The organism is Thermoanaerobacterium calidifontis (genome assembly GCF_055381745.1).
This window is the reverse complement of sequence record NZ_AP042436.1, coordinates 1,984,970-1,999,252: the sequence shown is the minus strand read 5'-3', so window position 1 is coordinate 1,999,252 and position 14,283 is coordinate 1,984,970. Positions and strand designations below refer to the sequence as shown.

The window sequence follows — 14,283 nt, the reverse complement described above, 5'->3', positions numbered from 1 at the left end:
TATTAGTGCTAATATTTTTTTAAGAAGAATTTTGGTCTTTTTGGTAATTTTAATTTTATTGGTTAAGGAGGAGAAGCTATGAACATCATCGATCCTGTTGTTGGAGCCATTATCAATTACATCGACAAAGATCCAGAGAAAAACCTTCAAGCAATGGCCAATCTAATGTCAAAAATAGCGGTGCTGCCGAATCACAGACAGCAAATAGAAAGTGTAAAATCGTTTTTAGACGACAAGGACAGCAACTGGTACAAGTTCACAGTCAAAGGGATCAAAAACATTGACAAGAACATCTTAAAGACGCTCATGATAAACTTCCTTGTTAATGCCAGCCTTAAAGGCATTCCGAAACAGCAAGAATGGGAACAAAAATTAGATGCCAATGTTCCGTGGGCGATACTTATGGATCCTACTGAAGCTTGCAATCTAAATTGTGTGGGCTGTTGGGCAGGAAAGTACAATCCTCATAATCTATCATTTGAAACGATGGATAGAGTTTGCAAAGAAGCAGAAGAACTGGGGGTCTATTTCATAGTTTTATCTGGCGGTGAGCCGACCGTCAGGATGAAGGACATAATAAAACTTGCTGAAAATCATAAGAATCAAGTATTTCATTTGTTTACAAATGGTACGCTTATAGATGAGGACATGGTAAAAGAAGTAAAAAGAGTGGGAAATATAACATTTGCAGTAAGCATTAACGGCTTAAAAGACAAAAATGATGAGATAAGAGGCAAAGGCACTTTTGATAAAGTGATGAAAGCCATGGATCTTATGAGAGAAAATGGGGTATTATTCGGTTACTCTGCTACATACACTAAAACTAATATTGAAGAAATATTCAGTGATGAGTTTGTAGATATGATGATAGACAAAGGTGCTTACTTTGCATGGTACTTTACTTACATTCCTGTTGGAAAAGATCAGGATGTAAAATTCATGGTATCGCCTGAGCAGAGGAAATACGCTTATGAAAGGATTAACTATATAAGAGCTACGAAAGAGCTATTTGCTATCGACTTTTGGAATGACGGAGAATTCAGTGGAGGGTGTATAGCAGGTGGTAAGAGGTATCTTCACATAAATGCAGCAGGAGATGTTGAGCCATGTGCTTTCATCCATTACGCTAATGTCAACATAAATGATGTAAGTCTGAAGGAAGCTCTCATGTCTCCTATCATGAAAGCGTATAGAAAGAGGATGCCGTTTAATCAAAATCATTTGAGGCCATGTCCACTCATAGACAATCCAGAGGAGCTTTTAAATATAGTGAGGGAATCCAAGGCAAAGCATACGGAAAACAGCGATGCATCGCATATTGAAAATTTGTACAGCGATTTAGAGAAAGTTGCAGAAAGATGGGGAGAAGTAGCGGATGATATTTGGAATTCAAAGGCCTCTACCGAAAAAGAAGCTTGACTGTGAAGGCAAAATACCCTATTATATGTAAGAGAAATGGGGTGTTTGTGTGCCTTTAACGAAAAGAAAGGTAGACTTTTTGGAAACGCTTATAAAGCTTTACGACAAGGATAAAGCTCCTGTCCACTATGCTGACGTCGCAAATTATATGGGCATAAGCAAATGGACTGCCTATGATATGCTGACAGAGTTAGAAGAACTGGGCTATGTGAAACGGCAGTATTTTATTGGCGAGGATAAATCTATAGGCAGATCTATATTGGTTTACATGCCTAATGAAAGTGCTTATGACGTTGTAAATAAAAGCAGCATACATGAGTGGGACAGCGTAAAAGAAGTCTTATTGAATGTGATCAGAAAAAATGATGATTCCATATCAGTAGATGATTTTATGAACGAAAAAAAAGCTGCTTTAAAGCCTCTTAAATTTTGCGCTTACGCATTGACAACGCTGCTTTTACAGATTAAGACACTTGATGTAGCAGTAATTGAAAACATAAAAAATTCCATAAACATTAATGGCAGTGAAGCGCCTGTGATTTTGTTTGTGGGAATCGTAATTGGATTTTACATCGATTATCATTTAGCCAGTGAAAGCAGGAAAGTTTTTGAGAAGGTTAATATATTCCACAAATATATAAAAGAGCTAAGCGCGAATGATAAAACATTGTTAAATAACTTTTTGAAAGAATCGCTTTTGTACATTTAAGACCGTTTAGGTCTTTTTTTGTATAATAAAAATTTTTTTAAAGAAACTAAGTATTTAGGAGGTGCTTTTATGAACAGAGAAAAAGAGATAAGTGAGATAATGGACTTTGTGGAAAGATATAAAGAATCTATGGCCAGTCAAATGGTAGTGTCGCGGATTTTAGGTGATAAAGGCGCTAAAGTAAATGAAGAAACTATTGACAAGTTTAAAAACAGGATTGTAAATGCTGCAGATGATGATTTGGAAGCGTGTTACTATATAATAAAATAAATATTTTGTTTTTTGCAAAAATATGTTATATTAGATGTATAAAATAGCATAGGAGGTAAAACTATGAAAGTATATGTAGATCAAGATTTGTGCATAGCTTGTGGCCTATGCATCGACACGTGTCCAGCGGTTTTTGACTGGAATGACGAAGGCAAATCGCAGGCAATAGTCGATGAAGTGCCAGAAGGAGAAGAACAGGCTTGCCGTGATTCCATAGATGGTTGCCCTACTGAGGCAATAAAAGAAATATAAGTTTTGGCAAATATACAAGTTTGGGATATATGCCTTCGCTGGAGGAAAAATAAAAGCGGAGGTGTTTTTTCTATGTCAAAGAGAAAGAAATTGTATGAAAAGGCGGAAGACGAGCTTGAAAGTTTAAAAGAAGAAGTTGCTGAGGAATTACACCTTGATGATGACATAAAGGAACGAGGTTATGAAAATATGACCACCAGAGAAGTCGGGAAAATCGGTGGCAACATGGTCAAAAAGATGATTAAATACGCTGAAAAACAGATGGATGAAAAAGATGGCAAGATAGATTGATATTAGGCTGAAGGATATCCTTCAGCTTAATATTTATTAATAAGTCAAATCATATGATAAAGCAATCATTAGTATTGTAAAAGAAGGGAAAAAAAGATCTATGTCGAATTCTTATTTATAAAGGAGGGCTTTAAATGAGGGAATTAACAGCAGAAAATCTTAAAAAGCATATAGATCCGGATTTGCTTGGCTTTGAGACTACGGATGATGTAGAACCTTTGAAAGATCTCATAGGACAGGAAAGAGCCAAAGATGCCATGGAGTTTGGTTTAAAAATCAAGCAAAAAGGATACAACATATTCATTACTGGGCTTACTGGCACTGGAAAATCCAGCTTTGCCATAAGCAGTGTTTCTAAAGTCGCATCGGTAGAAAGGGTACCAGACGATTGGGTGTATGTGTTTAATTTTGATAAACCATCACAGCCTATTGCCATAAATTTAAGGCCAGGTGATGGCAAGAGATTTAAAAACGACATGAGAGATTTTGTGGAGCAGCTTCAAAGAGAAGTTCCTAAGGCATTTAATTCAAAAGCATACGATTTGCAAAAAAATGAAATCGTGAAGAAATTTCAGGATAGAAAGAATCAATTGATCCAACAGCTAAATGATTTGGCAAAGAATTTTGGCTTTGTGCTTAAAGAGACAAAGACTGGCATAGTAAGCATACCTGTTGTAGACGGTAAGCAGATAAGCAATGAAGAATACGAGCTATTGGATGATGAGAAAAGGAAAGAAATAGAAGCCAAAGCGGCAAGCTTTGAGGAAAAAGCGCTGCAGATATGGAAGGATATACAAAATATAGATAAAGAAACGAGAGATGCTGTTCACGAGCTTGACAACAGCGTAGGACTTATGGCTGTTGGACATTTGATCGATGATTTAAGAAATAAATACGCTCAATATGACGGTGTAATGAGATATCTTGACAGCCTTCAGAGAGATATACTGGAAAACATCGACAGTTTTAGAAGCGATGATGATGAAGACAATCAATTTCCATTTATCATGCGAAAGAACAAAAAAGATGTTTTTAAAAAGTACAGTGTAAATCTTTTTGTAGATAACAGCAATACAAATGGTGCGCCTGTTGTGGTAGAGTACAATCCCAACTACAACAATGTATTGGGAAATATCGAATATGAAAGTGACTTTGGAGTGGCAATTACTGATTTTACAAAAATTAAAGCAGGTGCCCTTCACAAAGCAAACGGCGGATATCTCATCTTGCAGGCTAAGGATGTTTTGACATATCCATATGTATGGGATGCAATTAAGCGTACGCTAAAGACGGATAAGATAGTCATAGAAAATGTTGCGTCGTCCTACGGCCTTTTATCCATATCATCACTAAAGCCGGAACCAATTGACTTAAATGTAAAGATAATACTCATAGGGACGCCTTATTTATATTACATCCTTTATAACTATGATGATGACTTTAAAAAGTTTTTTAAAGTTAAAGTTGATTTCAACGACGTGATGGATTTAAACGGAGAAAATATCTCAAAAATGGCTTCTTTTATAAAGAAACATTGTATTGAAGACAATTTAAGGCCTTTCCACAAGACAGGAGTGGCAAAAGTCATTGAGTATTCGACAAGGATATCGGAAGACCAAAACAAATTATCGACACAGTTTAATGATATTGTTGAAATTCTATATGAATCAAACATCTGGGCAGAAGTAGATGGAAGTAAAGTCGTCATGGCTCACAATGTGGAAAAGGCTATAAAGGAAAAGGTAAAGCGTGTCAATATGATAGAGGAAAAGTATATAGAATATTTTAAGAATGGAACATTTTTGATGGATGTAGACGGTGAAAAAGTTGGGATTGTAAATGGACTTTCTGTCATAAATTTGGGTGATTATCAATTTGGGAAGCCTTCCAGAATAACGGTTACCACTTATCCAGGCGAAGAAGGTGTAGTAAACATCGAAAGGGAAACCAAAATGAGTGGTCACATTCATGACAAAGGTGTCATGATAATAACAGGATTTATAGGTAATAGGTATGCATTGGATTTTCCGCTTACTTTATCAGCCAGAATATGTTTTGAGCAGCTTTACGAAGGCGTAGAAGGTGACAGTGCCTCCAGCACAGAGCTTTATGGGCTGCTTTCAAGTTTATCAGACATTCCCATCAGACAGGAAATAGCCGTAACTGGTTCTGTCAATCAATTTGGAGTTATACAGCCTGTAGGTGGTGTAACACATAAGATTGAAGGATTTTACAAATTATGCAAAGTGAAGGGATTGACAGGTAGACAAGGTGTCATAATCCCGGAGCAGAATGCAATAAACCTTGTTCTGGACGATGAAGTAATAGATGCATGCAAGAGTGGAAAATTTCACATATACACTGTAAATACGATAGATGAAGGTATGGAAATATTGACAGGTCATAAGATGAGTGATATAAACGAAAGGGTTAAAGATAAGCTAAGATCATTTTACGACATATTGACAAAAGAAAAGTCATCTGATAAAGAAAGGAATGTTTGATGTGACTTGTGTCACAAAAGAGGAGATTAAGGAGTTTGCTTATAAATCCGGTATTGACGTGATAGGCTTTGCAAGTCCTGATTGTCTTTTTGAGTATAGGGATTTATTGCTTTATAGACTTAACAATGGTTTAAATTGCAACATTGAAGAAAAGGATGTAGAAAAGAGGATAAATCCCTATTATCTTTTTAGCGATGTCAAGACCATAATATCTGTCGCTGTTTCATACAACGTAGATTATGAATTTGAAGCCCTAAAGTCTGGATATGGCGTTATTTCAAAGACTGCATGGGGCACAGATTATCACAAAGTCATGATTGATTTGCTTAAAAAATTGGAAAATTTTATTTCATCTAAATGTGGTGGCACCAAGACTGTTTTGCTTGTTGACAACAATCCGCTTTTGGAAAGAGCCATTGCTTACAATGCGGGTATTGGATTTTTTGGGAAAAATAATATGATAATAAATGAGGAATTTGGATCATATTTATTTTTGGGAGAGATGCTGATAAACGTGCCATTTGAACCGGACTCCAAAATTGAATCAAAGTGTGGCAGTTGTACAAGATGCCTTAAAGCGTGTCCTGGGAAAGCATTGATTGAAGAATACAAAATAGACGCCAATAAGTGTTTGTCGTATGCTACAATTAAGAAAGGATACTTAAGCGATAGCACATTAAAAAGATTAGGAACTCGAATATATGGCTGTGATACATGCCAGGATGTTTGCCCATTTAATGAAAAAGCAAAGAAAGTCACAAGGCGTGAATTTATGCCACAAAATCTTAAACCTAAACACGATTTGAAAGACATCTTATGCCTTGACAATAAAAAGTTTAAAGAATTATTTGGAGCTACATCGGCATCCTGGAGAGGCAAGAATACTATAATAAGAAATGCCATAATTGCGGCTATCAACTCAAATGACAAGGATTCAATCGAACCGTTGAAAAAGCTTATAAACTCTGAAAGTGCTTATATAAGAGGATATAGCGCATACGCCTTAAGCATCCTTGACAAAGAAAATGCTTTTCCATACATTAAAAAAGCTTATTTAAATGAAAAAGATGAGTCTACAAAGGAATTTATGAAGAAAGCCATAACGAATATTAGAGGTGAGACTTTTGAGGATAACGAAAGATGAAGCGTTGGAAGTTATAGAAATTCTTAAAAAGACATATCCTGATGCAAAACCCGGTTTACATTTTAAAAATGCTTTTGAGCTATTGGTAGCCACAATACTATCAGCACAGTGTACCGACAAAAGAGTCAATATTGTTACAGAAAAACTTTTTAAAAAGTACAAATCGCCATTTGACTTAAAAGACGTTGATCCATTGGAATTTGAAGAAGAAATAAGGGATTGCGGTCTTTACAGGAATAAGTCCAGAAACATAATAAACACCTGCAAAATTTTGTGTGACAAGTACGGTGGCATTGTGCCTGATGATATGGAAAAGCTTATGGAGTTACCGGGTGTTGGCAGGAAAACTGCAAATGTGATTATAAGCAATGCCTTTAAACAGGATGCGATTGCGGTTGATACCCACGTTTTTAGGGTGTCAAATAGGATTGGCCTTGCTGAAAGCGATGATGTTTTAAAGACAGAGTATCAGCTTATGGATATTATACCTAAAAGTTTGTGGTCTTTGTCTCATCACCTTCTCATATACCATGGAAGAAACATCTGTACGGCACGGAAGCCTAAGTGCGATATTTGCCCTATCAATCATATTTGTAAGTTTTATAAAAATTTTATAAAAAATTAATCAGTATGTAATTTATTTGCAATGTATTTGTAATATAATTAAATTGTTCTAAATTTAAAAACTAAATAATGGGGAGATCAAAATGGAGACAAAGGACACAAAAAGCATAAAGAGTAAAAGCAATTATTTTTACATCATTCTTCTTTTATTAATAATAACTGTGTTTGCTGGTTCATTTGTGATGTTCTATGCTGTCATGAATCAAAATACTATTGCAAAGGGAGTTTTTGTCAATGGAATTAGTCTTAGTGGACTTACTAAATCTGAAGCCCATTTAAGACTGCAAGATAACCTTAAGACGGTAAACAATTTAAAAGTCGTTTTAAAGTACAACGACAAGCAGTTTGTACTTCCAAGCGGTGACGTTAAAATAAGTTACGACTATGACGCTATCGTCAATGAAGCTTATTCTATAGGCAAAAGTGGGAACTTCATAAATCGAATAAAGACCATATACGATGTATCTAAGAACGGTAAATATCTTAAATACAGCCCCACAGCCAATTTTAACGGTTTAGATAAATTTGTGATGGACGTATCGAAAAACATAGACAAAAATCCTGTTGATGCTAAAATATACGTGTCTGACGGTAAGATAAACATTACAAATGATATTTCGGGATTAAAAGTCGATGCAAATAAGACAATTGAAAGTATAAAAAGTGCGGTAAAGAATGTGATTATGACAGGTGATAAAGATTATGTAGAAGTTCCTGTCACGGTTAAAAAAGTCGATGCAGACATAAAGGCTTCAGAACTCAGCATGATAAAGGGCAAAATTGTCAGTTTTTCTACACAATTCAATACTGGCGATGCAAATAGGTCGGAAAACCTTGCTGTAGCTGCAAAAGCTGTAAATGGCAAGCTGCTTATGCCGGGGCAAGTTTTTTCTCTTAATAAAACGTTAGGGCCGAGAATCATACAGAATGGATATAAAGAAGCGCCTGTGATTATCGGTAATAAGCTGGTTCCCGACATAGGTGGTGGTGTGTGTCAAGTTGCAACTACCATTTACAATGCTGCGTTAAGAGCAGATATGAAAATTGATGAGAGATATCATCACACATTTCCTGTCGGATACGTTTCGCCAGGGCAAGATGCTACAATCTCAGGAGACGTTCTCGATTTAAAGTTTGAAAATCCAACAAAATACCCTATATACATTGAATCGTACATCAGCGGAAATAACTTTATAGTGAACTTTTACGGATATCCGGAAGATCCAGGCAAAAGGATCGACATATATTCTGAGATTGTGGAAAAGTACGAGCCAAAAGTAACATATGTTGATGATCCTACTTTGCCTGAAGGAGTCACGCAGGTAGATGTGGAAAAGCATACAGGATACAAGGTAAATACTTACAGGCTCATTTATGAGAACAATGTTTTGGTGAAAAAGGAATTTTTGTATACAGACATATATAAGCCAGTTGACGGCGTCATAAGGCGGGGCGTGAAAAAAGATGAAGTAAGTAATAATGAAAGTGTTCAAAGCCAAATTGATGAAAAGAATGTATCTACAGATGATTTAAATGGGAAGCCGCAAAACATAAATCCTACAAATTAAAAAACGAGCATCGCTCGTTTTTTAATTTGTCACCTTTTTTTTGCAATCAGGGCAATAGCCATAAAAATACAATTTTTGATCCATCAAAAGATAATCTGTGTGTTTGCTTACTTCACCAAGAAGATCATCTAATGCTGAGTCGTCAAGGTCGTCTACCCTATTGCATCTGTAACATATCAAATGTGGGTGTGAATTGACATTTGCGTCGTATCTGAAACTACCTTCACCAACATTAAGTTCTTGCACAAGTCCTATACTCTTTAGCATTTCAAGCGTCTTATAGACAGTAGCCAAACTCATTGTTGGGAAATCGGACGACAGCGTCTTGTATATGGTTTCAGCACTTGGATGTTCCTTGGTATTTTTAAGCATGTTGATGATAGCAAGCCTTTGCGGTGTCACTTTTAATCCCTTTTCTTTCAGGATTGACGAGATATCGTCCATCATATCCCTTCTTTCTATGGAATATTAATTAATAAAATTTCTCATGTAATATTTATAGTTACATTATACTATTGCGATTTTATGCTGTCAATCATTTTTTGAAATGCATAGTGAAAATCGTGAAAACTTGAAGTTGATTGTCAGTAATGGTATAGTAATATTGAAAAAATATTCTGATGAATGGGGGACTATGATGTCATATAAATTAATTGCAATAGATATGGATGATACACTTTTGACGCATGACAAGCAAATATCGAGAGAAAACTTAGAAGCATTAAAAAAAGCTCGTGATGCAGGTATATATGTTGTCATATCAACGGGCAGGATTTATGCTTCTGCTTATGCATACTCGGAATTCTTAGGATTCAAGCCATACATCATTGCCAGCAATGGAGCCATGGTGATAGATGACAATGATGAAGAAATTTATAAAAGTGTGCTTGATATAGACATATTGTCGTATTTGATAGATTTGGCAAAGAAAAACGACCTTTATTATCATTTTTACAGCGATAAAATAGTTTATTCACCGGAGATTACCAGTAAATTCCAAAAGTATGGGGAGTGGAACAGATTGTACGCTGAAACATTACGAGTAGAAGTGGAGAATATACCTTCTCATACAGAATTTGAAAGCAAGTTGAAAGACAGCATTGTGAAATTTGTAATGTTTGACGAAGATTCAGAGAAAATAAAAGCAGTGAGAAAAACGATAGATAACGAAAAAGGCGATAGATTAGAGACTACAAGCTCGTTTCACAATAATATAGAAATATTAAATAAAGGTGTAAACAAAGGAAACGGCCTCAAGATATTGGGAGAATATTTGGGAGTGGACAGATCAGAAATGGTGGCAATAGGTGACAGTGAAAATGATGTAGAGATGGTTGAATACGCAGGTTTTGGTGTGGCAATGGAAAATGCCATAGATAAACTTAAAAAAACGGCAGACTTTATCACAAAATCAAACATGGAAAACGGCGTCGCTTACGTCATAAATAAATTTATCTTGTAAGTAGATTTGCTTTTGGAAGGAGGGGTTTTTGTGAAAAAAACAGTCCATCTTAATTTGACAGGCCATGTGCAAGGTGTTGGACTTAGGTATTCTGTTTACAACATGGCTTTGCGGCTTAATATAACTGGATATGCAAAGAATCTGTACGATGGAAGCGTTGAGATTGTAGCAGAAGGCAATGAAGAAGACATAAACATGCTTATCGATTACATAAAAAATGGACTAAGATGGGCAAGGGTAGAAAGTATAGCTCAAAAATGGGATGACTACCAAGGTCTGTATCACTCTTTTGAAATAATGTAGTTTTACCTGTCGTCAAACTAAAAATATCCATTTTATAAACGGTTACAAATATGGTATAATTGAAATGTGAATATTGATGTATATGAGGGTGTAGAATATGAAGCTGGATATGGGACTTAATTTAAAACAAGTACAGAAATTATTGATGACGCCTCAGCTTAAACAGGCCATCGAGATATTACAGCTAAATTCGTACGAGTTAAATGAGCTTATCACAAGTGAATTGGAAACCAACCCCATGTTGGAGGCGTACGAAGATAAGGAAGACGTCATCGAGATTTACCATGAGTTAAATAAGAATAGTGACCTTGATAAGTACAATTACAGCAGCGATGACGAAGAGAGAGATGACTTAAGCTTTGAAAACATGGTCTCGACTGATACGTCCCTTACAGATCATCTGCTGTTTCAACTTCATATAACACCTCTTACGAAGAAAATAAAAGAGATATGCAAAGTCATAATTTACGATCTTGACAGCAATGGCTATCTAAACGATGATATCAAAAAACTCAGCGAAGATTACAATTACAGTGAAGAAGATGTATTGATGGCTTTAAATGTAGTGCAATCATTTGACCCGCCGGGGATCGCAGCGAGAAATTTAACGGAATGCCTCATGCTTCAGTTAAAAAGCAAAAACATGTATAATGGCGTAGTAAAAGAAATTGTGGAAAATTATTTAAACGAAATTGCGGACAACAAGCTTTCGCTTATAGCAAAAAAATTAAATGTGGATATTAAAGAAGTGCAGAATGCCGTAGACGAGATAAAAAAGCTAAATCCGAGGCCTGGAAGTAGTTTTTCAAGCTATAACGATATCAAATACGTCATTCCAGACGCTTATATAAAGAAAATAGACGGCGATTATGTTGTGCTTATAAATGAGTCTTTGTATCCTGGCTTGAGGATAAATAAGTCGTATGAAAGCATTTTGACTGTCACTGATGATGACAATACAAGGAAGTACCTGTCAAATAAAATTCAGTCAGCCATGTGGCTTATAAAAAGCATTGAGTCGAGAAGGGACACTTTGTACAAAGTGTTAAATGCGATAGTAAAGGAGCAAAGGTCATTTTTTGACAGAGAACAGAAGTACATTAAACCTATGAACTTAAAGAAGATTGCAGATGCAGTAGGAGTTCATGAATCGACGGTAAGCAGGGCAGTAAACGGAAAGTACGTCGATACACCTTTAGGTGTTTTTGAAATCAGATACTTCTTCCAAAGCGGCATCGGCAATGGCGACGGTGAGATGTTTTCGCAGGAAATGATAAAAGAGATGATAAAGCAACTGATAAACGAAGAAGACCCTCAAGATACTTTAAGCGACCAAAAAATCGCTGAGATTTTATCTAAAAAAGGCGTAACGATATCGAGAAGGACTGTTGCTAAGTACAGGGAAGAGATGAATATTCCATCGTCCAGCAAGAGAAAAAGATATTGATAAAAGAGAGCAATAATTTTAGAAAATGCTCTCTTTTATAATCTTGTCTATTGAAAAATTAGAAGTCTTAATATAAAATAGTATTGAAGGTAAAAACATTTATTTGATGTTTTGGTGGGACAGTTAAAATACAACGGGTCTATAAAAGTCCTGAAGAAGGTTTTGATACATGAATGACATAATATCATTACAACAGAAAATTGTGCCTGAGCTAATAGAACTGCTGCAAAAAAGGTATACTATAATGCGTAATATATATTTCAGCCAGCCAATAGGAAGGCGAGCTTTGTCATATCAGCTTAATATTGGCGAGAGGATAATAAGGACAGAGGTATCTTTTTTGAAGCGACAAGGCCTTATCGATATAAATCCTTTAGGAATGACTGTGACTAAAGACGGCGAGAAACTTTTGGAGGAGCTTAAGGAGTTTATCCATGAGTTAAAAGGCTTAAACAACATGGAAAAAACTTTGAAGGATCGCCTGAAACTAAAAAAGGTCATCGTGATACCAGGTGATGTCGATAATGATAGGCTTATAAAAAAAGACATGGGCAAATCTGCTGCAGCTTACCTTAAAAGCATAATAAAGAATGACAGCATCATTGCATTGACTGGCGGTTCAAGCGTGATGGAAGTTGCAAATGAAATGCCTCAGTGCTACACCAAATCAGACATAATGGTTGTGCCTGCAAGAGGTGGCTTAGGTCGCGAAGTGGAAAAACAAGCAAACACAATTGCATCAGTCCTCGCAAAAAAGTTGGGCGGTTCTTACAAAATGCTTCATATTCCTGACAACGTAGGCAAAGAAGCTATAGAGACCCTTATGAATGAGCCAGACATAAAAAGCGTTATTGACATATTGAAAGAAGCTGATGTAGTGCTTTTTGGCATAGGACGTGCAGATGTGATGGCTGACAGGCGAAATTTACCTTCATCGACTAAAGAGTATCTTAAGAATGTTGGTGCCACGTCAGAAGCATTGGGCTTTTACTTAAACATAAACGGTGAAACAGTTTATGAGACGCCAAGCATATTTCTCACAAAAGATGATTTAAAAAACGTCAAAAATTTGATAGCTGTTTCAGGTGGCAAAAGCAAAGCTGATGCGATTATATCAACTTGCATAAGCGGAATGGTGGATGTCCTTATAACTGATGAAGGCGCTGCATTTGAGATATTAAAAAGTTGTTAATACACCGAAAGGTGTTTAATATAAAAAATAAAAATTAAAGGAGGAAATATTATGGCAGTAAAAGTAGGTATTAATGGCTTTGGTAGAATAGGCAGAAACTTTTTTAGAGCAGCATTAAAGAAAAATGTAGATCTTGATATTGTTGCATTCAACGATCTTACTGATGCAAAAACATTAGCACATCTATTAAAATACGATTCAACATTCGGTCAATTCGAAGGCGAAGTCGTCGCAAAAGAAGATTCACTTGTTGTAAATGGCAAGGAAATAAAGATATTAAAAGAAACAGATCCTGCAAAATTACCTTGGAAGGAATTAGGTGTTGACATAGTTATCGAATCAACAGGTAGATTTACAAACAAGGAAGATGCAGTAAAACACATTGAAGCTGGAGCAAAGAAAGTAATAATTTCTGCACCTGCTAAAAACGAAGATATAACAATCGTTATGGGTGTTAACGAGGACAAATACGATCCAAACGCACATCATGTTATTTCAAATGCTTCATGCACAACAAACTGCTTAGCACCATTTGCAAAAGTTTTACATAACAAATTTGGAATTAAGAGAGGTTTAATGACAACTGTTCACTCATACACAAACGATCAGAGGATACTGGACCTTCCTCATAAAGATTTAAGAAGAGCAAGATCAGCAGCAATGTCAATTATTCCGACAACAACTGGTGCTGCAAAAGCAGTTGCACTTGTATTGCCTGAATTAAAAGGAAAATTAAACGGTTTTGCAATGAGAGTTCCAACACCAGACGTATCTGTTGTTGACCTTGTTGCAGAGCTTGAAAAGAGCGTAACTGTAGAAGAAGTAAATGCAGCATTGAAAGAAGCAGCAGAAAACGAACTTAAAGGCATTCTTGGATATACAGATGAACCATTAGTATCAATGGACTTCAAAGGCGATTCAAGATCATCAATTGTTGATGGCTTGTCAACGATGGTTATGGAAGGCAATATGGTAAAAGTTGTTTCATGGTATGACAACGAATGGGGTTATTCAAACAGGGTTGTTGACCTTGCTAAGTATGTAGCAGATAGACTGTAATATCATAGGACAAGGCTTATAACCTTGTCCTAAAATATA

General features: G+C 35.9%; 15 protein-coding genes. 14 read left to right on the top strand and 1 reads right to left on the bottom strand.

Annotation, left to right across the window (positions count from 1 at the left end):
* Positions 1-78 precede the first annotated feature (78 nt).
* From ACZ42G_RS10445 to ACZ42G_RS10405, 9 genes are all read left to right on the top strand, one after another.
* Positions 79-1,419, top strand: a complete 1,341-nt coding sequence (locus ACZ42G_RS10445; protein WP_464850373.1) for a radical SAM/SPASM domain-containing protein — start codon at positions 79-81, stop codon at positions 1,417-1,419.
* A gap of 49 nt (positions 1,420-1,468) precedes the next feature.
* Positions 1,469-2,128: a helix-turn-helix domain-containing protein gene (locus tag ACZ42G_RS10440; protein WP_464850372.1), complete on the top strand. Its 660-nt coding sequence runs from the start codon at positions 1,469-1,471 to the stop codon at positions 2,126-2,128.
* 69 nt (positions 2,129-2,197) lie between these two features.
* Complete coding sequence (locus ACZ42G_RS10435) at positions 2,198-2,398, top strand: hypothetical protein (RefSeq protein ID WP_014759327.1); 201 nt, start codon at positions 2,198-2,200, stop codon at positions 2,396-2,398.
* A 63-nt stretch (positions 2,399-2,461) separates the two neighbouring features.
* The gene (locus ACZ42G_RS10430; RefSeq protein WP_013787592.1) at positions 2,462-2,650 is read left to right on the top strand and encodes a ferredoxin; all 189 of its coding nucleotides are present in this window, start codon (positions 2,462-2,464) and stop codon (positions 2,648-2,650) included.
* A gap of 72 nt (positions 2,651-2,722) precedes the next feature.
* Positions 2,723-2,941 carry an alpha/beta-type small acid-soluble spore protein gene (locus ACZ42G_RS10425; protein ID WP_085111569.1) on the top strand — a complete coding sequence of 73 codons (219 nt, stop codon included), beginning with the start codon at positions 2,723-2,725 and terminating at the stop codon, positions 2,939-2,941.
* A 134-nt stretch (positions 2,942-3,075) separates the two neighbouring features.
* Complete coding sequence (locus ACZ42G_RS10420) at positions 3,076-5,445, top strand: Lon protease family protein (protein WP_464850369.1); 2,370 nt, start codon at positions 3,076-3,078, stop codon at positions 5,443-5,445.
* A gap of 1 nt (position 5,446) precedes the next feature.
* Positions 5,447-6,589, top strand: a complete 1,143-nt coding sequence (queG, locus tag ACZ42G_RS10415; protein WP_464852163.1) for a tRNA epoxyqueuosine(34) reductase QueG — start codon at positions 5,447-5,449, stop codon at positions 6,587-6,589.
* On the top strand, positions 6,570-7,214 hold the full coding sequence (gene nth, locus ACZ42G_RS10410) for an endonuclease III (RefSeq protein WP_464850368.1): 645 nt from the start codon (positions 6,570-6,572) through the stop codon (positions 7,212-7,214). Before queG ends, nth begins: the two co-directional genes overlap by 20 nt.
* 82 nt (positions 7,215-7,296) lie before the next feature.
* Positions 7,297-8,781, top strand: a complete 1,485-nt coding sequence (locus tag ACZ42G_RS10405) for a VanW family protein (protein WP_464850367.1) — start codon at positions 7,297-7,299, stop codon at positions 8,779-8,781.
* Positions 8,782-8,802: 21 nt separating this feature from the next.
* On the opposite strand, the gene perR is transcribed toward ACZ42G_RS10405, so the two are convergent.
* Entirely contained in the window at positions 8,803-9,225 is a 423-nt protein-coding gene (gene perR, locus ACZ42G_RS10400; protein ID WP_464852161.1) for a transcriptional regulator PerR, read from the bottom strand.
* Positions 9,226-9,418: 193 nt separating this feature from the next.
* On the opposite strand from perR, the gene ACZ42G_RS10395 reads away from it, so the two are divergent.
* The 5 genes from ACZ42G_RS10395 (at position 9,419) to gap (ending at position 14,244) form a co-directional block, all read left to right on the top strand.
* Positions 9,419-10,243 carry a Cof-type HAD-IIB family hydrolase gene (locus tag ACZ42G_RS10395; protein ID WP_085111563.1) on the top strand — a complete coding sequence of 275 codons (825 nt, stop codon included), beginning with the start codon at positions 9,419-9,421 and terminating at the stop codon, positions 10,241-10,243.
* Between the two features lie 30 nt (positions 10,244-10,273).
* On the top strand, positions 10,274-10,546 hold the full coding sequence (locus ACZ42G_RS10390; RefSeq protein ID WP_085111562.1) for an acylphosphatase: 273 nt from the start codon (positions 10,274-10,276) through the stop codon (positions 10,544-10,546).
* 97 nt (positions 10,547-10,643) lie between these two features.
* The gene (gene rpoN, locus ACZ42G_RS10385; RefSeq protein WP_464850365.1) at positions 10,644-11,993 is read left to right on the top strand and encodes an RNA polymerase factor sigma-54; all 1,350 of its coding nucleotides are present in this window, start codon (positions 10,644-10,646) and stop codon (positions 11,991-11,993) included.
* Positions 11,994-12,162: 169 nt separating this feature from the next.
* On the top strand, positions 12,163-13,185 hold the full coding sequence (locus ACZ42G_RS10380) for a sugar-binding transcriptional regulator (RefSeq protein ID WP_085111560.1): 1,023 nt from the start codon (positions 12,163-12,165) through the stop codon (positions 13,183-13,185).
* Between the two features lie 51 nt (positions 13,186-13,236).
* On the top strand, positions 13,237-14,244 hold the full coding sequence (gap, locus tag ACZ42G_RS10375; protein WP_085111559.1) for a type I glyceraldehyde-3-phosphate dehydrogenase: 1,008 nt from the start codon (positions 13,237-13,239) through the stop codon (positions 14,242-14,244).
* Positions 14,245-14,283: the final 39 nt, after the last annotated feature.

Bases quoted from the DNA above. Each gene is read 5' to 3' on its own strand.
- ACZ42G_RS10445 (WP_464850373.1), top strand. From the start codon at position 79: ATGAACATCATCGATCCTGTTGTTGGAGCCATTATCAATTACATCGAC.
- ACZ42G_RS10430 (WP_013787592.1), top strand. From the start codon at position 2,462: ATGAAAGTATATGTAGATCAAGATTTGTGCATAGCTTGTGGCCTATGC.
- perR (WP_464852161.1), bottom strand. From the start codon at position 9,225: ATGGACGATATCTCGTCAATCCTGAAAGAAAAGGGATTAAAAGTGACA.
- rpoN (WP_464850365.1), top strand. From the start codon at position 10,644: ATGAAGCTGGATATGGGACTTAATTTAAAACAAGTACAGAAATTATTG.
- ACZ42G_RS10420 (WP_464850369.1), top strand. From the start codon at position 3,076: ATGAGGGAATTAACAGCAGAAAATCTTAAAAAGCATATAGATCCGGAT.
- ACZ42G_RS10435 (WP_014759327.1), top strand. From the start codon at position 2,198: ATGAACAGAGAAAAAGAGATAAGTGAGATAATGGACTTTGTGGAAAGA.
- ACZ42G_RS10405 (WP_464850367.1), top strand. From the start codon at position 7,297: ATGGAGACAAAGGACACAAAAAGCATAAAGAGTAAAAGCAATTATTTT.
- gap (WP_085111559.1), top strand. From the start codon at position 13,237: ATGGCAGTAAAAGTAGGTATTAATGGCTTTGGTAGAATAGGCAGAAAC.
- ACZ42G_RS10395 (WP_085111563.1), top strand. From the start codon at position 9,419: ATGTCATATAAATTAATTGCAATAGATATGGATGATACACTTTTGACG.
- ACZ42G_RS10425 (WP_085111569.1), top strand. From the start codon at position 2,723: ATGTCAAAGAGAAAGAAATTGTATGAAAAGGCGGAAGACGAGCTTGAA.
- ACZ42G_RS10380 (WP_085111560.1), top strand. From the start codon at position 12,163: ATGAATGACATAATATCATTACAACAGAAAATTGTGCCTGAGCTAATA.